The 18,843-nt window shown below is 54.2% G+C and carries 21 protein-coding genes and 1 other annotated feature; of the genes, 3 read left to right on the top strand and 18 right to left on the bottom strand.

The window, feature by feature from the left end; translation table 11 throughout:
* Positions 1 to 87: 87 nt before the first annotated feature.
* The 10 genes from NST84_RS04985 to NST84_RS04940 form a co-directional block, all read right to left on the bottom strand.
* Complete coding sequence (locus NST84_RS04985) at positions 88 to 420, bottom strand: hypothetical protein (RefSeq protein WP_342564530.1); 333 nt, start codon at positions 418 to 420, stop codon at positions 88 to 90.
* A complete protein-coding gene (locus NST84_RS04980) occupies positions 407 to 583 on the bottom strand; it encodes a hypothetical protein (protein WP_342564529.1) in 177 nt (58 codons plus the stop codon). Before NST84_RS04980 ends, NST84_RS04985 begins: the two co-directional genes overlap by 14 nt.
* Positions 580 to 918, bottom strand: coding sequence for a hypothetical protein (locus tag NST84_RS04975; protein ID WP_342564528.1), 339 nt, complete (start codon positions 916 to 918; stop codon positions 580 to 582). Before NST84_RS04975 ends, NST84_RS04980 begins: the two co-directional genes overlap by 4 nt.
* A 495-nt stretch (positions 919 to 1,413) precedes the next feature.
* Complete coding sequence (gene groL, locus NST84_RS04970) at positions 1,414 to 3,045, bottom strand: chaperonin GroEL (protein ID WP_342564527.1); 1,632 nt, start codon at positions 3,043 to 3,045, stop codon at positions 1,414 to 1,416.
* A gap of 141 nt (positions 3,046 to 3,186) precedes the next feature.
* Positions 3,187 to 3,468: a co-chaperone GroES gene (groES, locus tag NST84_RS04965; RefSeq protein WP_068720745.1), complete on the bottom strand. Its 282-nt coding sequence runs from the start codon at positions 3,466 to 3,468 to the stop codon at positions 3,187 to 3,189.
* Between the two features lie 339 nt (positions 3,469 to 3,807).
* Positions 3,808 to 4,578, bottom strand: coding sequence for a twin-arginine translocase subunit TatC (gene tatC / locus NST84_RS04960; RefSeq protein WP_342564526.1), 771 nt, complete (start codon positions 4,576 to 4,578; stop codon positions 3,808 to 3,810).
* A gap of 122 nt (positions 4,579 to 4,700) precedes the next feature.
* Positions 4,701 to 4,940, bottom strand: coding sequence for a twin-arginine translocase TatA/TatE family subunit (tatA, locus tag NST84_RS04955; protein WP_342566354.1), 240 nt, complete (start codon positions 4,938 to 4,940; stop codon positions 4,701 to 4,703).
* Positions 4,941 to 5,072: 132 nt separating this feature from the next.
* The gene (locus NST84_RS04950) at positions 5,073 to 5,558 is read right to left on the bottom strand and encodes a MogA/MoaB family molybdenum cofactor biosynthesis protein (RefSeq protein WP_342564525.1); all 486 of its coding nucleotides are present in this window, start codon (positions 5,556 to 5,558) and stop codon (positions 5,073 to 5,075) included.
* A gap of 77 nt (positions 5,559 to 5,635) precedes the next feature.
* Complete coding sequence (gene moaC, locus NST84_RS04945; protein ID WP_342564524.1) at positions 5,636 to 6,109, bottom strand: cyclic pyranopterin monophosphate synthase MoaC; 474 nt, start codon at positions 6,107 to 6,109, stop codon at positions 5,636 to 5,638.
* On the bottom strand, positions 6,099 to 6,740 hold the full coding sequence (locus NST84_RS04940) for a 5-formyltetrahydrofolate cyclo-ligase (RefSeq protein WP_342564523.1): 642 nt from the start codon (positions 6,738 to 6,740) through the stop codon (positions 6,099 to 6,101). Before NST84_RS04940 ends, moaC begins: the two co-directional genes overlap by 11 nt.
* Positions 6,741 to 6,968: 228 nt before the next feature.
* On the opposite strand from NST84_RS04940, the gene NST84_RS04935 reads away from it, so the two are divergent.
* A complete protein-coding gene (locus NST84_RS04935) occupies positions 6,969 to 8,924 on the top strand; it encodes an ABC-F family ATP-binding cassette domain-containing protein (protein WP_342564522.1) in 1,956 nt (651 codons plus the stop codon).
* 384 nt (positions 8,925 to 9,308) lie between these two features.
* Here NST84_RS04935 and NST84_RS04930 read toward each other — a convergent pair whose 3' ends face one another.
* From NST84_RS04930 to NST84_RS04895, 8 genes are all read right to left on the bottom strand, one after another.
* Entirely contained in the window at positions 9,309 to 10,865 is a 1,557-nt protein-coding gene (locus tag NST84_RS04930) for a 2-isopropylmalate synthase (RefSeq protein ID WP_342564521.1), read from the bottom strand.
* 213 nt (positions 10,866 to 11,078) lie between these two features.
* Positions 11,079 to 11,371, bottom strand: a binding site (T-box leader).
* A gap of 436 nt (positions 11,372 to 11,807) precedes the next feature.
* Positions 11,808 to 12,857, bottom strand: coding sequence for a tRNA (adenosine(37)-N6)-threonylcarbamoyltransferase complex transferase subunit TsaD (gene tsaD, locus NST84_RS04925; protein WP_342564520.1), 1,050 nt, complete (start codon positions 12,855 to 12,857; stop codon positions 11,808 to 11,810).
* Positions 12,854 to 13,378 carry a ribosomal protein S18-alanine N-acetyltransferase gene (gene rimI, locus NST84_RS04920; protein ID WP_342564519.1) on the bottom strand — a complete coding sequence of 175 codons (525 nt, stop codon included), beginning with the start codon at positions 13,376 to 13,378 and terminating at the stop codon, positions 12,854 to 12,856. The genes tsaD and rimI overlap by 4 nt, the downstream gene beginning before the upstream one ends.
* On the bottom strand, positions 13,375 to 14,208 hold the full coding sequence (gene tsaB / locus NST84_RS04915; protein WP_342564518.1) for a tRNA (adenosine(37)-N6)-threonylcarbamoyltransferase complex dimerization subunit type 1 TsaB: 834 nt from the start codon (positions 14,206 to 14,208) through the stop codon (positions 13,375 to 13,377). The genes rimI and tsaB overlap by 4 nt, the downstream gene beginning before the upstream one ends.
* A complete protein-coding gene (gene tsaE, locus NST84_RS04910; protein ID WP_342564517.1) occupies positions 14,192 to 14,695 on the bottom strand; it encodes a tRNA (adenosine(37)-N6)-threonylcarbamoyltransferase complex ATPase subunit type 1 TsaE in 504 nt (167 codons plus the stop codon). The genes tsaB and tsaE overlap by 17 nt, the downstream gene beginning before the upstream one ends.
* A 104-nt stretch (positions 14,696 to 14,799) precedes the next feature.
* On the bottom strand, positions 14,800 to 15,795 hold the full coding sequence (locus tag NST84_RS04905; protein WP_342566353.1) for a multidrug resistance efflux transporter family protein: 996 nt from the start codon (positions 15,793 to 15,795) through the stop codon (positions 14,800 to 14,802).
* A 451-nt stretch (positions 15,796 to 16,246) separates the two neighbouring features.
* Positions 16,247 to 16,429: an H-type small acid-soluble spore protein gene (locus NST84_RS04900; RefSeq protein WP_342564516.1), complete on the bottom strand. Its 183-nt coding sequence runs from the start codon at positions 16,427 to 16,429 to the stop codon at positions 16,247 to 16,249.
* A gap of 63 nt (positions 16,430 to 16,492) precedes the next feature.
* Positions 16,493 to 16,666 carry a hypothetical protein gene (locus tag NST84_RS04895; protein WP_342564515.1) on the bottom strand — a complete coding sequence of 58 codons (174 nt, stop codon included), beginning with the start codon at positions 16,664 to 16,666 and terminating at the stop codon, positions 16,493 to 16,495.
* A gap of 208 nt (positions 16,667 to 16,874) precedes the next feature.
* Here NST84_RS04895 and NST84_RS04890 point away from each other — a divergent pair, with 208 nt between their 5' ends.
* Complete coding sequence (locus tag NST84_RS04890; protein ID WP_342564514.1) at positions 16,875 to 17,846, top strand: Ku protein; 972 nt, start codon at positions 16,875 to 16,877, stop codon at positions 17,844 to 17,846.
* A 33-nt stretch (positions 17,847 to 17,879) separates the two neighbouring features.
* Complete coding sequence (locus NST84_RS04885; protein WP_342564513.1) at positions 17,880 to 18,833, top strand: DNA ligase; 954 nt, start codon at positions 17,880 to 17,882, stop codon at positions 18,831 to 18,833.
* Positions 18,834 to 18,843: the final 10 nt, after the last annotated feature.

The raw sequence follows: 18,843 nt of genomic DNA, 5'->3' as shown, positions 1-18,843 counted from the left end.
GGCCGCTTCACTTCCGGCTGCCAAGTCCATATACAGCCAAAGCAGCGGTTTTCCTGTTCCGGGAGGACCGCTGCTCTATTTTCACGCTCAGTTATCCTTCTCGTTGATATCCCACAGATCCTTATGCATCAGCCCCGCAAACAGGAGCAGGATGAGCGTCAGAATCATTACAAGTTCTCTGATCGTATTGGACAAGCTGTCGATATTATAGCCAAATACAATATTCAGCCGGCCCCACAACAGGTTAAGGCACAGCAGCGAAACCGTGCAATACGTTATCCATACACTCCGGAGATACAGGTTATACGTGCGGTTCGGCCCTTTTCCGATAAAAAATTTGCGGTACCGCAGTACATAAGCAGCAAACACGATAAAAACAGCTATTTCCAGCGTAATAAGAATCAAATCAACGATGACCATGTAAATCATCTCCTCTCTTGCCCAGGCCGTTTTGGTGCAGGTCTAACAGACTTTCCAGATCATTCATTTCATAGGCCTCCCGGATTCTGCCCAGGTTCTCAATCTCCCGCTTTACGGAGCTGGGCTTGATTACATTTTTCTTAAAAAGATCGAGGAGCTTCACTTGTTGACGACCTCCTCACTATTGGTTTTATCGGATTTCTCCCGCTCCCGGGTCTCCCGTTCAATTAAAAGCTTGACCAAAGAACGGTTATACTCGTTCAGCTGCTTCTCATTCTCCTCATCCCGTTTCTGGTAATTCTGAATGACCTTCTCTTTGCCGGCGATCTGCCTGATAGCCCAGATTAGAGCAACCGATAAAAGGACATTTAGCACGACTGAGCCGTTATTATTAGCGAACAGTTCAGTCAATGCAGTAAAATCCATCCATATCACCCCGTTTATTGTGGTCTGATTTCCTGTGGTCAGGGTAGTTTGTAACCGGGTGAACCTGTCCATCCCGAGGCCGCGAACTATAGGAGCTACTGCCGCAGGATCAACTGCTATACTCTATTCTTTCATTGCTAGAATGGTTTGGGTAATCCAGCAGAAATAAAATAAAGCCTCCCGCATGTCCAGATGGACTGCGAAAGGCTTAGCTTTTTGTGCGGGGCGGGGCAGGGCAGACTTCGGCTTCATTATTATAATTAGTTAACAGCGATCATCTCAGCCTGCTAAATTAGTTGGATTTTCGGCACTTAGTTTAACTATTTCCCGACATTTAAGACAACTAGTTGGATAAACGTCATCTATTTCGGACGGTCTACCGCTTCTGGAGCGATTTCGGGAAAATCAAGTAGCACTTTTCCACTTAGTTTCCCGGGAACGGGGTTCACCGGGGAATTAGATAGCGTTTTTCCACTTAGATAGATTTTCCCAACTCAGGCTGCGCTTAAAACAAAAAAACCTTGAGAAGCCTGTAAACAGGCCTCTCAAGGTTTCGGGTAAATCGTCTTACATCATGCCGCCCATACCGCCCATGCCGCCCATATCTGGCATGCCGCCGCCTTTTTCAGGCTCTGGCTTGTCAGCGATGACAGCTTCGGTAGTCAGGAACATAGCTGCTACGGATGCAGCATTCTGCAGCGCGGAGCGTGTTACCTTGGCAGGGTCAACGATTCCGGCTTCGAACATGTTCACCCATTCGCCGGTTGCAGCGTTGTAGCCGATGCCTACTTCTTCTTTCTTCAGACGGTCCACGATAACGGAACCTTCTTCGCCGGCATTCGCAGCGATTGTGCGGATCGGCTCTTCCAGAGCGCGCAGAACGATGTTAACGCCGGTTTTTTCGTCGCCGGTTACATCTACTGCTGCTACTGCATTATATACGTTCACAAGAGCTGTACCACCACCGGATACGATACCTTCTTCAACCGCAGCGCGGGTTGCGTTCAGGGCGTCTTCGATGCGCAGCTTGCGCTCTTTCAGTTCTGTTTCAGTTGCTGCTCCGACTTTGACTACGGCTACGCCGCCAGCCAGTTTAGCCAGACGCTCCTGCAGTTTTTCTTTGTCGAACTCGGAAGTGGTTTCTTCCAGCTGGGAACGGATTTGGCTAACGCGGGCATTGATGTCCGCTTTGTCGCCGCTGCCGTCAACGATTGTAGTGTTTTCTTTGGTTACGCGCACTTGACGTGCGTTACCCAGCTGATCAATGGAAGTGCTCTTCAGGTCAAGACCGAGCTTCTCAGTGATCACTTGGCCGCCAGTCAGGGCAGCGATGTCCTGCAGCATAGCTTCACGGCGGTCGCCGAAGCCAGGAGCTTTAACAGCAACAGCGTTGAAGGTTCCGCGCAGTTTGTTCACGATCAGCATAGCTTGTGCTTCGCCTTCGATATCTTCAGCGATGATCACGAGCGGACGGGCCTGCTGTACGATCTTCTCAAGCAACGGCAGAATTTCCTGTGTGCTGCTGATCTTCTTGTCAGTGATCAGGATGTACGGGTTGTCCAGAACAGCTTCCATTTTGTCCGTATCAGTAATCATGTACGGGGAAATGTAGCCGCGGTCGAACTGCATACCTTCAACCACTTCAAGCTCAGTCAGGAAACCGCGGGATTCTTCAACGGTGATAACGCCGTCCTTGCCCACTTTTTCCATAGCTTCAGCAATCAGCTGGCCTACTTCGTCATCAGCAGCAGAGATAGCTGCTACCTGAGCGATAGCCTGGGAATCTTCGATTGGCTTAGCGATGTTCTGCAGTTCAGCGACAGCAGCTTTAACCGCTTTGTCGATCCCTTTGCGGATAACCATCGGGTTAGCGCCTGCAGTTACGTTCTTTAGACCTTCGCGGATCATAGCCTGAGCCAGAACGGTTGCAGTTGTAGTACCGTCACCGGCTACATCGTTAGTCTTGGTAGCTACTTCTTTAACGAGCTGTGCGCCCATGTTCTCGAAAGCATCTTCCAGTTCGATTTCTTTGGCAATGGTTACACCGTCGTTAGTGATCAGCGGGCTGCCGAATTTCTTCTCAAGAACTACGTTACGGCCTTTAGGACCCAGTGTAACTTTTACTGCATTAGCCAGAGCATCAACCCCGCGGAGCATCGAGCGGCGGGCGTCTTCACTGAATTTAATTTCTTTTGCCATTAGTGTTAACCTCCTAAAAGTTTGTGAGCGTTACTTCTGGGAATATGCATCGAACAAACTAGCTTCGAAAGCATATACCTGCTTTGTGTTACGTGCGCTAAAACTTAAGTATATTTACCGCTATCCTTATAAACACTCTGCTTAGTCAAGAATCGCGTGAATGTCGCTTTCTTTCATAATCAAATATTCTTTGCCTTCGTATTTGATTTCGGTTCCGGCATATTTCGAGAAGATCACGCGGTCGCCTTCTTTAACTTCCAGCGGTACACGCACTCCGTCTTTCAGAGCTCCGCTACCTACTGCGATAATTTTGCCTTCCTGCGGTTTCTCTTTGGAAGAGTCCGGAAGCACGATACCGAAAGAAGTGGTTTCCTGTTGCTCGCTTGCTTCTACCAATACGCGTTCACCTAATGGTCTGATCATGAAAAATAGCCTCCTTTGAAATTATGTGGTTTAGCTTGAAAACAAAATTGGAATACCGGAGAATACGCGATTCACCCGGCCGGAACAACAATCGTTTGACGAAGCTTTTGCCTGCCAATTCCGTATGCTCCGGCAACGTTAGCACTCAACCTGCTTCAGTGCTAACAACAATTTTTATGATACTCAACTTGAAGCCGGATTTCAAGTCCTTTTACGTAAAATCAGATCCTTAATGCGGAAAAATATGGCTGACAGGGTTGTCTTTGCGCACACTCACATACATTCTATCCACCGGGAGGCAAAATATGCCTCCCGGTGCCCAAACCGGTCGTCACGCTATCAGTGATCTTCCTGCTTCACATAACGCGCCTCCCGCGCCGCATCCTCTGCCAGCTGTCTGCGGTAGACCAGCGCCGACAGAAACACACTGAACTCATATAGGACAAGCAGCGGGATCGTAACGAGAAAATCCGAGATAAAGTCCGGCGGCGTAATAACAACGGCAATAAACACAAGCGCAAAATAAGCATAACGCCGCATCCGGCGCAGCCGCAGCGGATTCAGAATCCGCAGCTTGGTCAAGAACATCACAATCAGCGGCAGCTCAAACAGCAGCGCCAACGGAATGCACAGGCTGAACATAAAGCTGAAGTACTCGGTAATTCCGTACGTCTCCTCCAGCCCCATGCTCCGGGTAATCGTGATGGTAAAGGACAAAGCCATAGGAAATACAATGTAGTAAGCGAATAAGAGGCCGAGTATAAACAAAACGGCAACATAAGGCACATATCGCAGCGCCGCACTCCGCTCCTCCTGCCGCAGCCCCGGGCTGATGAACGCCCACAGCTGATACACAATGAACGGCAGGGAGACGGCCAGCGAGACAGCCATAGCTATCTTCATATACATCCCGATGCCGTCCCAGAAGGAAAAGGCATGCAGTACAAAGCCCTGGGCCTGATCAGCATTAATCAGATACAGGTACACCGGTTTAGCCACAAACAATCCACCGATTAAGCCGGCAGTGAACACAATCAGCACATAGATAATTCTTCTGCGCAGCTCGGTGAGATGATCAACCACTGACATTTCTTCCGCTTCCAGAGACATGACTGACACCACCCAAATAACATATGTAGAATTCCGGCCCATACACGGCCTGTTACAAAAAAAAAGGGGGCGCCGCCCGGTCTGAAGCAGACTGAGAGAAACGCCCCCGCGTGGTAAATCTGTTATTCCGGCAGCTTCCGGTCCTGCGGAAGATCTGCAGCTAATGTCTGCGGGGCCGGCGGAGCAGGAGCTTCACTGCGCTTGGCCTGTTCCGGCTCATTGATAATTTCACGCGCCCCGTCCTTGAATTCACGGAAGGTGCGTCCGACCGCCCGGCCAAGCTCAGGAAGCTTATTCGGGCCAAAAAGCAGCAGCGCCAGGATCACCAGTAAAATAATTCCGGGAGCACCAATACCATTCAGCATTTGCTTTTCCTCCTCGCCCTTTGTCCGTTCATGATAACTTAAGCAGCAGCTTAATAATACCATAACTTATGTCACACATCCAACAGCTTTAGAGCAGTTTAGACGGTACACAGGCGGGGCCACCCTCAGCTACTGGCGGTATTGTCCCGTTACCATAAGCAGCGCCTCCGGCAGCTGATCCATGATGGCCGCCAGATTCTCATGCACACCCTTCGGCGTGCCCGGCAGATTGACAATCAGCGTCCGTCCGCGGATTCCGCAAATGCCGCGGAAAAGCATGACTGCCCGGTTTTTTTGCATAACTATGCTTCTCATCGCTTCAGACATTCCGGGCACCTCCCGTTCAATTACCCGCCGGGTCGCCTCCGGTGTGACATCGCGGATAGCCAGTTCGGTTCCGCCTGTCGTAAGTACAAGATCCGCCTTAAAGTAGTCGGTAAGCTCGATCAGAGCGGCAATAATCTCATCCTGCTCATCGGGTACAATTCTGACCTCGATAATCTCACCGCCGAGCTCCTCTTCCACCAGCTCGCGGATAACCTGGGCGCTCGTATCTTCCCGCTCGCCCCTGGACCCTTTATCACTTGCCGTCAGGATTGCTGTTTTCCACGCCATAGGTTGTTCCTCCCTCTAATGTTCTATGTAAGGAAGGCCGCAGTGTGCAGCCTTGCCGCACTTCTCACTTGCAGTGATTAAGCTTCCAGCTCGTAATCCCCGTTCTTTCCGCCGCTCTTGGAGACAAGCATCGTAGGTCCGATAACCATATCCTTCTGCAGCGCCTTGCACATGTCATAGACAGTCAGCGCCGCTGCCGAAACGGCTGTCAGCGCCTCCATCTCCACTCCGGTCTTTCCGGTCGTCTTCACGGTTGCTTCTATATAAAGTTCATCTTTGCTGTTATCCGAGAAGCTGATATCAATTCCGGTCAGCGGCAGCGGATGGCACATGGGAATCCAGTCCGATGTCTGCTTGGCAGCCATGATTCCGGCTACCTGCGCAACTGCCAGAACATCCCCTTTGCTGACTCTTCCGGACCTGATGGCCTCAAGCGTTCCAGGATTCATTATTACCTTGCTCTTCGCAGATGCTGACCGCTTGGTGATCTCCTTATCGCTGACATCCACCATCCGTGCCCGGCCCTGCTCATTAAAATGGCTAAATTCCATGCTGTCTCTCCCTCCGGCAATCCATGACGCCGTCTTCCGTAATTACCATGTCCATGTAAGCGTCATGATCATCCATGGGCACTTCCTCAACGATCTGCCGGCCGAAAGCCAGACCAATCCATAACGGATCCCTTCCTTGCAGCGGAGCCTCAGCGTCCAGTCTGGCCCGCAGACGGTCGTAATATCCGCGTCCGTAGCCCAGCCGTCCGCCCCGCCGGTCAAAGGCCAGTCCGGGTACGAATATAATATCCGGCCGGGGCAGCCGCCCCTCACTGTCTGCGGAAGCAGCTGCAGGCTCCAGTATGCCGTATGCTCCCGGTGCAAGCTCCTTCCAAGAGTTTACCGGATGCAGGCTCATCATTCCTGTGGCTTGTATCACACGGGGCAGCAGTACAGTGCAGCCCGCTGCCCAGGCGCCGTCAATCAGCGGACGGCTGTCCAGCTCCGAACGGAAAGGGACATAGGCAAGCAGTGTCTTCACATCTTCCCCAGCCAGCCGTTCCGCTGCATGCCTGCAGACCAGAGAAGACAGCCGCACTCTCTGGTCCTCCGGCAGTATGCTGCGTGCAGCGGCAGCCGCTGCACGCAGCTCCCGTTTCCAATCAGCGGGCCGGGCACTTTGGCCTGTCATTGCAGCCGCCTCCCGTTTGTTTTTGCCAGTCTTATTATCGTTTGTAAACTCAGTTTACCACTCTTCTCGCCGGTTCGCCAAGGTTGGATCATTTTCCTTGTTAGGCGAATCGGAGAAACCCTCCCCCTCGCGCCGCAGAAGCTTTTCATGTAAACTGTAGTATAAGCAAGATATACAGCCGGGCCATAGCGCCCGGGCGAATAAGCAAGGGCGGAGGGTTCAATCAGTATGCTTCTTCAAGCGACAGGAATTTCGAAATCATATGGTATCCAAAGCGTGCTGGACGGCATCAGCCTGCAGGTGAATGAGAAGGAACGGGTCGGACTGGTCGGTGTCAACGGGGCCGGCAAGTCCACCTTTTTACAGATTATCGCAGGTGAAATGTCCTTCGACAGCGGACAAATTCATAAATCCAAAGAGACGACCGTCGGCTACCTGGCCCAGAACAGCGGTCTGCAATCAGACAAAACCATTCAGGAGGAAATGCTGGCTGTGTTTGCCCCATTAATTGAAGCGGAGGCGGAGCTGCGGCAGATGGAGTCGGACATCGCCGACCCCAAGCTTGCCGATGATCAGAAGCGTTACGAGGATCTGCTGGAGCGTTACGCCAAGCGCTCAGACTGGTTCAAGGACCACGGCGGCTATGAAATGAATACCCGGATCCGCAGTGTGCTTCATGGTATGGGCTTCGGGGATTTTGCGCCGGACACCCCCATCTCCACACTTAGCGGCGGACAGAAGACACGGCTGGCACTCGCCCGTATTCTGCTCCAGGCTCCCGACCTGCTTATGCTGGATGAGCCAACGAACCATCTGGACATTGAGACACTGACCTGGCTGGAGGATTATCTGCGCGGCTATGCCGGCGGTATTCTGGTCGTTTCCCATGACCGGTATTTCCTCGACCGGCTGGTCACAACGATCGTCGAAATTGAACGCCACCAGTCCCGGCGGTACACCGGTAATTACAGCCGCTACATGGAGCTGAAGGCGGCGGAGTACGAGATCCGCATGAAACAGTACGAGAAGCAGCAGGATGAAATCTCCCGGATGGAGGATTTCGTTCAGCGCAATATCGTCCGCGCTTCTACAACCAAGCGTGCGCAGAGCCGGCGCAAGGCACTGGAGAAGATGGACCGTATTGACAAGCCAATGGGCGATCTCAAAAAGGCCAACTTCTCCTTCGAGCCTGATTTTATGTCCGGCAAGGAAGTCCTGCAGTTGCGGGACGTTGCCGTATCCTTTAACGAGGCATCAGCACCGCTGTTCCGCAATGCCTCCTTCGAGCTGCGGCGCGGCGAGACAGCTGCACTGATCGGGCCGAACGGGATTGGTAAATCGACGCTGCTGCAGTGCCTCACCGGCACCCGCCAGCCGTCCGCCGGAACCGTCAACTGGGGAGCCAAGGTCAAGATCGCTTATTACGATCAGGAACAGACACGGCTTAACCCGCGCAACACCGTACTGGAAGAGCTGTGGAGTGAATATCCGATGCTGGAAGAAGCACGTATCCGCACCATTCTCGGCAATTTCCTGTTCAGCGGCGAAGATGTCCTGAAGAAGATTGCTGCGCTGAGCGGCGGGGAAAAAGCCAGGGTGGCGCTGTCCAAGCTGATGCTGCGCGGCGCCAATATGCTCATTCTCGATGAGCCTACCAACCATCTGGACCTGGTCAGCCGTGAGGTGCTTGAGGCGGCGCTGATTGATTTTGAAGGTACCCTGTTGTTCATTTCCCATGACCGTTATTTCCTGAACAAGATGGCCGAACGTGTCCTGGAGCTGCATCCAGGCGGCATTGACCAGTATCTCGGCAACTACGATGATTATATTGATAAGAAAAAAGAGCTCGAGGCCATTGCCCTGGAGGAAGCCGGGCTGGTTGCAGCCAAAGCCGCACGGATTGCTGATGCTGAAGCAGCGTCTGCCGACAAAGGCAGCGCCTCCTCTTTTGAAGCGGACAAAGCGGCTAAACGGGAAGAGCGTAACCGCCTGCGGCGGATTTCCGAGCTGGAAGAAACCATTGCCCGCCTTGAGGAGGAGATTGCCTTCATTGAGAATGAAATGACAAAACCTGAGGTTTATCAGGATTATATGGCGCTTCAGCAGCATGAAAAGGATCTGAAGGAGAAGAAAGAGCAGCTTGGCCAGCAGTTTGACGAATGGGAGCAGCTCGCTGACGAATAATGTAAATGGCATTAAAAAAATATTTTTTAACTGTTCCAGATTTGTTCATAATTAGTTATCCACATGCTCATCCACAGTTTTCGTGTATAACCTCAAATAAAAAAAGCCCTTAGGGGGCTTTTTTTATGCATAAAATCAGCATTTCATTTGTCAAGCACTTTTTATCCACCGAATTATCCACATTATCCACATTTTCCACATAAACCTAACATCCAAAAACTCCACATCTGAGAGGTGCACGAAACAGGCGTTATTGCTGATTTTACACGGTTTTTACACAACAAAGGCGGAATATGTGGATAACGTTGTCCACAGCTTGACAAAACCAGCATTCGCTAAATTTCTACTTTTTCAGACAAAACACTTTATCGTGAGCAATTGCTTCTACACAGCTGTCTCCCCGGCTGTTTCCACGCGGGCGGAGAGCAGCGCCGCATTGCAGGCGGCCACATAGGCAATCCCGGCCGCCATCACTATATCCTGATGAATGGCTGTGCCTCTGAACTTGTCGCCGCCCCATTCCACCATAACCGCAGCTTCAGCCTGGGCCTGTTCCCCGCTGCCCAGCGAATGCAGCTCAAGGCCGGCGAAGCCGATACTTTCAGCAATCCCCAGGCCAATTGCTGAAATGACTGCTTCCAGCGGACCGCTGCCTGTGCTCGTGTAGGCTTCCTCCGTACCGCTCTGCAGATTGCGCACGGTAACTGCCGCCACCCGGCGCGGCGCGCTGCCGGCAAGCACCTGGACATCGCCCAGCTCATAGAATTGGGCCTGCTGTCCCGTCGTACTGCTGACCATGCGCAGCAGCTCGTCGTCGCTGACCGCTTTCTGGCGGTCTGCCTTCTCCTTGAAGGATTCGTAGAGCGCATCCAGCTCTGCCGCGTCCAGGGCAACGCCGTATTTGGCGGCGCGGTCCTTCAGCGCATGCCGGCCGGAGTGCTTGCCCAGAATAATCATGCTGCGCGGAATTCCCAGCCGTTCTGGGTCCATAATCTCATAGGTGCTGCGGTCCTTCAGCAGACCGTCCTGATGGATGCCGGATTCATGCTGGAAGGCATTCCGGCCGACGACCGGCTTGTTGAAGGCGATCGGGAAATGCATTGCCCCGCTGATCAGCCGTGAGGTATCATACAGCTTATCCAGCACAATTCCCGTCTCCGCACCAAGCACATCTCCTCTGGTCTCAAGCGCCATAACCAGCTCCTCCAAAGCACAGTTTCCGGTACGCTCACCGACACCGTTCACCGTTACTTCGATTTGCGTTGCCCCGCCTTCAATCGCGGCCAGGCTGTTTGCAACGGCCAGGCCCAGATCATTGTGACAATGGGCGCTGAAGCTTACATTCTGGCCGCCCCGGGCTCCAAGGCGTACCCGCCGGAACATCTCGCCGTATTCCTGCGGCAGCGCGTAGCCGACTGTATCCGGCAGGTTAATGATAGTAGCGCCCTCCTCAATGACCGCTTCAACCATTTCAATCAGATCATCGATTCCCGTCCGGGCCGCGTCCATCGCGGTGAACTCCACCACATCGCAGAACTGCCGGGCGTAAGCTGTCATCTCGCGTGCCGCCGCAACCACTTCAGGCCGGCTCTTCCGCAGCTGATGCTGCAGGTGAATATCCGAGGAGGAAATGAACAGGTGAATCCGCCGCCGCGCCGCATCCCGGGTCGCCCGGACAGCCGCATCAATATCCCCGCGGACCGCGCGGGCAAAGCCGCAGATTTCTACGCCCTGCACCTTGCGTGAAATGGTCTCTACAGCGGCAAAATCACCGGGGCTTGAAACGGGAAAGCCAGGCTCCAGTACATCCACTCCCAGCCCGGCAAGCTTGTGGGCCAGAACAATCTTTTGCTCAGGGGTCAGGCTCGCTCCAGGTGCCTGCTCGCCGTCGCGCAGTGTCGTGTCAAAAATCTGAATACGTTTTTTTACCGGAATAATCATCATGAACCCTCCTGAAATGTAAGTTGATATAAGCTGTTCTTCCACTGTACGGGGCACACGTCGACTTGCACCCTGCTTCTATTCCCGCCCACTGCTGCCGGCAGCACCCGATCCAAACGCAGTCAAGTTCCGGGCTTCAAGCCCGGTTAACTGCAAAACAACGCTAAATCCTCTGCATAACTTCTGATAAGACAAAAAGACCCGCCGTCTCTATAAAGAGACGGCGGGTCACCCCTCCGCGGTACCACTCTTTTTGACGCATCCGGTTCCTGATTATCAGGAACCGCAAGCTGCGTCCAGCTCACCCCATACTTGGCTTCACCCCTTGCAGGCAGGGTCAGACAAGTACAGGTGTCCGGTAACGGGGACTTCCGTGGCAGCGTACATCCTTCCTTCCGCCGCTCCGCTCCCGGGCGAGATTCAATGCTTCTCAGGTGACTGCGTCGCACCAACCCGCAGCTCTCTGTACACCTTCATCATCTACTACTCCCGTTCATCGCATTTAATCCTTATAAGCATACAAAAAAGCCTGCCGTCTCATTCAAGAGACGACAGGCTGTTCACCTTCGCGGTACCACTCTTGTTGATATCCCGGTTCACCCCTATCAGGCTTTCGCAGAATATCCACTCAACAGTCAGGCAAGATTATCCGGATGACATCAGCATCACCCTGCACTTGTCTGACCACCCTCTCACGGAGGTTACCCGTAGCCGGTGTACGAAAGGACCGGCATGCTTACATGCCGCTTAGTGTTCTCTTCCGGAAATGCATCCGGATGAAACATCCCGCTTCCACCGCTCCGCTCCAAGACGAGTTCAGGATTCCTTCGACTGCGTCGCACCTACCCGCAGTTCTCTTAACCCGGAATGACCTTACTGCTTCTCTTCATCGCGTTTAATGTTTTGAATTGGGTTGATTATACTCTTCCCGTTCCAAGGATGTCAATAGGCAGAAACGGACCACTGCTCCAGCGATAAGCCGGGATCGGCCACCATATCGAGCGGTGTACTGCCGTCATGACGCCATTTCACATAGGCTGCCGCACCGATCATCGCCGCATTGTCCGTGCAGTATACCGCCGGAGGAATGATCAGCTCAATGCCTTCCCGTTCACAACGGGACACCAGTGCTTCGCGCAGCCCTTTGTTGGCGGCTACCCCGCCGCAGAGCAGCAGCTGCTTAGCTTGGTTGGCTTTGACGGCGCGTACGGCCTTCTCTACCAGCACCTCGACCACCGACTCCTGGAAGCCGCGGGCAATGCCGGCCACATCCGGAGTCAGGCCTTTCATCTTGCTCTGGTTGACTACATTCAGCACAGCTGATTTCAAACCGCTGAAGCTGAAATCATACGAATTCGGCTCCAGCCAGACCCGCGGCAGGGCTACGGCCTCCTCCGCCTCGTGAGCCAGCCGGTCGACATGGGGGCCGCCCGGATACGGGAAGCCCAGGGCGCGCGCGACTTTGTCATAGGCTTCGCCCACTGCATCATCACGGGTGCGTCCGATAATCCGGAACTCCCCTTCGCGCTCCATGTTCACCAGCTCCGTGTGTCCGCCGGATACAACCAGCGTCATGCACGGATACTGCAGCTCCTTAACCAGACGGTTGGCATAAATATGCCCGGCGATGTGATGCGTGCCGATCAGCGGCTTGCCCCAGGCCAGGGCGAGACTTTTGGCGGCTACAACACCGACCAGCAGTGCACCGACCAGACCCGGGCCCTGTGTTACCGCAATGGCCGTAAGCTCCTGCGGCTCTACACCTGCCGCTGCCATTGCCTCTTCAATTACAAGTGTAATAACCTCCACATGCTTGCGGGAGGCAACCTCCGGAACAACACCGCCGAAGGCGCGGTGGGTTTCAATCTGGCTGGAGATGATGTTTGCCAGCACCTCACAGCCGTCTTTGACAACAGCTACCGAGGTCTCATCACAGCTCGTCTCGATAGCCAATATAAGTACAGGCGCAGCTGCGCCCGCTTCTGTATTCATTTCAGATCCACTCTTCCTTCCATCAGTCCCTGCTCCCCGTAAGCCGGCAGATCCGCCCACATAATCAGCGCATCCTCACGGTTGTCTGAATAGTAGCCCTTGCGGGTTCCCGCCGGATGGAAGCCTTTTTTGCGGTACAGATTCTGGGCCACCTCATTTGAAACTCTGACCTCAAGTGTAATTGATTTCATGCCGAGGAAGCCCGCCGTTTTCATCAGCTCATCCAGCAGCCGCTCGCCCCATTTGCGTCCCCGGTAAGCTTCCAGCAGTGCAATGTTCGTCACATGCGCCTCGTCAACAATGGCCCACATCCCGGCGTATCCGATAATGAGGCCTTCCCGCTCCATCACCATATATTTGGCAAAATGGTTATGCGTAAGCTCATTGCGGAACGCTTCCTCTGTCCATGGCATAGTAAAGGCCTCCCGCTCAATTACGAGAATTTCCGGGATATCTTCAAGCTTCATCAAGCGAAAAACAAGCTCATTACCCTGTTCTCCCGCTGGCTTAGATTCCATCATACGCGGCCTGTACTCCCTTCTCTGCTCCGGCGCAGATTGGCTTCCGCCTCGGAAAGCTGGGTATAGTTCGGGATTAACCCGTGGATATCATCACTGCCCGCAAGCAGCCTGGCCTCTCCCAGAAATCCTGCCCAGCGGCCCTCCAGTTCATATGGAACCGGCCGCACCTCAACCTCGCCGAGCAATGGCTCAAGGGCAGCATCGCTGCCATGCTGTGCAGTTTCGCCGACAAACCACACCGTACGAGGTTTGCCGCCCTCTGCCTCCGCCTGAATCAGCCGTCCGGCCAGGTGCTCTACCCAATCGGCCATCAGCCGGATCGCGTCCGGCTCCAGCTGCTGCGGCGCATCAGACCCGTCAGCTGCAAACAGCCCGGTATAGGCTTGTCCGCGGCGCGCATCGATCAGCGGCACAATCCAGTCCGGGCCGAAACCGCCGGCTTCCGCTGCCGCTGAAGCCGGCTCTGCCGCCAGTTGCTCCTGCGCGGCAGCATACCCGCCCCAAGCCAGCGCATGCAGGCTGGAAACGCCGGCAACCGGCACCTTCCAGGCCCAGGCCAGTGTCTTGGCCGCGGATACCGCAATGCGTGTTCCGGTGTAAGACCCTGGTCCGACACCGACAGCGATCCCCTTCAGCATCGATGCCTCAGTCCCGCTAGCCTGCATCACCTGCTCAATAATCGGCAGCAGATGTACGGAATGATTCCGCTCCCCGGAAGCATTAATCTCATTCAGCACCCTGCCGTCTTCTGTAACCGCAACGCCCAGGATGGCCGTTGCGGTATCCAGCGCCAAAAGCCGCTTGCGCGGCCCGTTATTTAAGTTCATCATCTTCGTTACCCCACTTCTGGATCAGCTCGCGGCATATTCCGCCATAAGGCTCACCGGCCGCCGTCACCGTAATCAGGCGTTCCTCCGGTCCGGCGTTCTCCATGTATAGATGCAGATGCCGCTGCGGCATCAAATCTGTAATGATACTGCTCCATTCCACCAGGCAGACTCCCTGCCCGTAGAAATATTCATCAAGCCCCAGCTCGTCCGCTTCCTGCGGGGAAATCCGGTACACATCCATATGGTACAGCGGCAGGCGCCCGTTGTATTCTTTGATAATAGTAAATGTAGGACTGTTCACAATCCCCTCTACACCCAGATGGCGTGCAAAAGCCTGCGAAAAAGCCGTCTTGCCGGCACCCAGGTCACCATCGAGGCCGATCACCATGCCCTCTGATGCCGCGCCGGCGATCGCAGCTGCAAGCAGCTCTGTTTCCTGAAGGCTGTGCGAACGGTACGTAAATACCGTTTCAACATTATTGTCCAAGCTGCAACTCCACCTTATATAGTATCCTTTTTAGACATGAACCGACATAGCATTGCATTACTTTTAATTATATCGGTATGCTACTTGTCCCGCAACAACCCCCTCTATTCCCTGACCTCTGCAGGAAGTGAGGAGCGCAGCTGCCGTTGTTTTTTGTCCGGGGAGTGACGGGAAAACAGGCTGTGCAGCACCATTCCGGCGATAATGACAGCAATGCCGGTCCAGGACAGCAGGGAAGGCAGCGGAGCGGACAGAATCAGCATTTCACCGGCCAGAGCGAACAGTACCTCAAGCGACTGGGTGGCTTCCACCGCAGCCATTCCGCTCATGCTGCTGCGGACCATGTCCGTAGCCCGGAAAAACAATACAGTCGCAATAACACCGGATGATAAAGCGACTATGACGGACTGTCCAACCTGGGAGCCGGAGGGCAGCCCGGTATCTGCGAAACCGATGAGCGATAAGATAATCCAGAACGGCAGGCTGGCCAGTGTCATGCCCAGAACACGCTGGAACACATCCAGCCGGCCCCCGCACAGTTCCATGGTCTTGCGGTTTCCAAGCGGATACGCGAAGGAAGCGATCAGGACAGGAATGATGCCAAGCAGCACCTGGGACGGTGCCAGTTCACGGGCATGGTCTGCCTGGAGCAGTACTACACCAGCCAGAATAATCAGGGACAGCCCAAGGCCGCGCAGCGGAATCCGCCCGCGTTTATAGACCAGTGCTCCTCCGCTTCCGGCTACCCATTGCCCGAAGAACGGGGCCAGGAGTGAACCGGAGATAATGGTAATCTGCCAGGTTCCGGCGGTCAGCCAGCCTGGTGCATAGGCAGCCGCGAAGCAGATTGGCGCGTAGAACAGGCCAAAGCCGACTGTTCCCCAGAGCAGCCAGGAACCGGGGCGCTCCTTCATCGCTGCCAGCAGCGGCTTCAGCCGGCCCCGCCCGGCGACAATCGCCACCAGAAACGGCAGCGTAAACAGATAACGCAGCGAGGCGCTCCAGGCCCAGCTTCCTCCTGACAGCTCCATCCGCCGGTTAAGCACAAAGGTCACCGCAAAAAACAGCGCCGAACAGACACCAAGTAATATAGGACGCACGCTCATCACTCTTTTCCTCAAATTCACCTCCCCAATATAGGAGCAGACTGCCGCAAGCGTCAACCCTTGTGTCAGCTGTACGGCAGCTCGAACTGGAGGAAGGCGGCCGCCCCTCTTCCCGAATGCAACCGGAGGTGCAAACATCCTGCAGCAGCACGCCAGTTAAACGACACAACAAAACAGAGCAGCCATTCCGTATCCGGACAACGCTGCTCTGCCACCGATAGAACCATTTTAAACCCGATAAAATCCGCTCGCCATCCGCATTGGCTGCACTCTGTGCAGTTAAAACGGGCTATTTTACCGTCACAAGTCACTTTAACTGTATTCTGTGCAAATGGAAGTCGGGATAATCATACTATTAATCATAATCTGCAGATTTAGTTGTACAAACTGCAGTGATCCCGGTGCAGATACCGTATCACGCTACTTTTAACTGCACAAATTGCAGCTATTTGCCCTCCTCCAGCCGCTCTACTCCCACTGTATGCGTGTTGGTTGGACGTGAGCCCACCTGCACTGTTGCCATACCGTTCTCCTCATCCACCCGCTCAATCCATACCGACTCCCCGTCCAGATGAACCGGGATCATCTCCTTGGAAGCATATATGTCCTTTGCCCGTTTTACGTCCATGATTTAGCTCTCCTTAAAGTTTGTATATTATCTGCACCATTTAATACCGTTCCAATCAGCCTGCTACACCTCATCCGCCTCCGGCTCACCAATCGTATCTTCAGCATCGAGATATCCGCTCTCCGGGCCAGCTCCCCAGTCATCCGGGTCGCCGACAATATTGGCCCAATCTACAACCTCGGCGGGAATATCCTGCTCCGACAGATCGTCCAGCCATTCCTTGCGTCCATTATCCATGTTCGCCCTCCCTCCGCATTATTCATACAGGACAAATACATGCCAGAATGGCAGCTCTTTTCAAATCCGGCTTTATTTTTTCCCAAGGCTCGCAAAAAATGCATCAGGGTAGAAACTGTGCCCGCACACCATACTAAACAGTAATTACATTATGGAATTTAGCTCGTACAGCACTTATCCAGCTTTTATTACTCAGGAGGCGATATCGATGCATACCGTTTGGAAAGGGGCCATCAGCTTCGGCCTTGTGCATGTCCCGGTCAAAATGTTCTCGGCCACCGAGGATAAAGACATTTCACTCCGTTACATCCATAAGGAATGCGGAAGCCCGCTGTCCTATGTGCGTAAATGTCCTGTATGTGAAAAGGAAGTGAACTGGGAAGAGATCGGCAAGGGCTATGAGTATGAAAAGGGCAAATTTGTCCTGTTCGATAAGGAGGAGCTGGAGCAGCTGACCGAGGAGAGCAGCAAAAGCATCACCATTCTGGATTTCGTGGATTTGACGGAGATCGACCCGATTTATTTTCAAAAAACCTACTACCTGTCCCCCGACCAGGCCGGCAGTAATGCTTACCGGCTGCTGATGGAGGCAATGCGCCAGACAGGTAAGATTGGTATCGCCAAAATTTCCATCCGCTCCAAAAGCAGCCTGGCGGCGATCCGGGTGCTGGAGAACTGCCTGGCGATTGAGACGATTTTTTATCCGGATGAGGTTCGCCCGGTGACACAGGTTCCGGGACTGCCGGAAGCAGGCCTGGTCAGCGACAAGGAGCTGGAAATGGCCAAGCTGCTGATCTCCCAGCTGTCCACTCCGTTTGAGCCGGCCAAGTACACCGATGACTACCGCCAGCGGATGCTGGATCTGATCTCGCATAAAATTTCCGGCGAGGAATTCCATATTGCCCCGGCCCGCCAGGAGAACAATGTGATTGACCTGATGGCCGCGCTGCAGGCCAGCATCGAGGCGGTTCAGCATATCCCGAGCGATCCCGGGACTGCTCCCGCCGCCGCTGCAGGCAAGCCTAAGACGGCTGCCGGCACGCGGAAAAGAACAGCCAAAGCCAGCGGCGCTGAAGCTGCAGCCGGAACTCCGGTCCTCAGCGAAGCAACCGGACCTATTCCGGTCATTGCCCCCAAAGCCAAACGGCGCAGTACAAAAAGCAAAGAGACCGTCTCTTAACGTGAACGGTCCAGCTCCCAAGGAGGCGGTTTGATGGATTTCAAGCTGAAGCCTGTTACGCCGTTTGAGCCTGTACTTGCTGCGCAGCTTCCTTCCGGCAGCCAGTGGATCGCCCAGATCAAGTGGGACGGGGTCCGTATGCTTTCCTATTACGACGGCGGCCGCATAGAGCTTGTTAACCGCCGGGGCAACCGGCGTACGATGCAATATCCCGAGCTGACTGTCCAAGACCGCTATTGCCGGGCAGACAGCTTCATCCTTGACGGTGAAATCATTGCCCTAAGCGGGGGCAAGCCATCCTTCCATGAGGTCATGCGCCGTGACGGCGTGAGAAGCGAAGCCGCCGTCCGGGCCGTGCTGCCGCAGGTTCCGGTGCTCTATATGGTTTTTGACATGCTGTACTGCAACGGGCTGTGGCTGCTGGATCAGCCTTTGTCCAGGCGTCAGCAGATGCTGCAGGATATGCTGCTGCCCCATCCCCATGTGCAGAATGTGCCAAGCTATACCGATCCGGTGCAGCTGTTTACCGCTGCCAGCAGCGGAGGGTTAGAGGGGATTGTCTGCAAAGACATCAACAGCACCTATGCCCTGGGAGGCAAGGATAAACGCTGGCAAAAACGCAAAATCATCCTGGACGTAACCGCTGTAGCCGGAGGGGTCACCTTCCGGGACGGCATTGTTAACGCCCTGCTGCTCGGCCTTTACGATGAAGAGGGCCGGCTGCACTATATCGGACATGCCGGAGCCGGCAGAATGACCGCCATGGACTGGCGTAATCTGACTGCACAGGCCCACAACCTGACCATGTCTGCATCGCCCTTTGCAGCAATGCCTGAGCGCAGCAAGGACGCGGTATGGATCAGGCCTAGCCTGGTGTTCAAGCTGCATTTTATGGAGTGGAACCCCTCCGGCACGCTGCGCCAGCCGGTCATCCAGACACAGGTAGATCTGCCGCCGGAAGCCTGCCGCCTGGAGCAGAGGGGCTGAGCATCATTTT

The sequence above is a fragment of the Paenibacillus sp. FSL R7-0345 genome, from assembly GCF_038595055.1.
Classification (GTDB): Bacteria; Bacillota; Bacilli; order Paenibacillales; family Paenibacillaceae; genus Paenibacillus_AQ.
The sequence above is the reverse complement of the archived record's forward strand: the minus strand, read 5'-3'. Positions and strand labels throughout refer to the sequence as shown.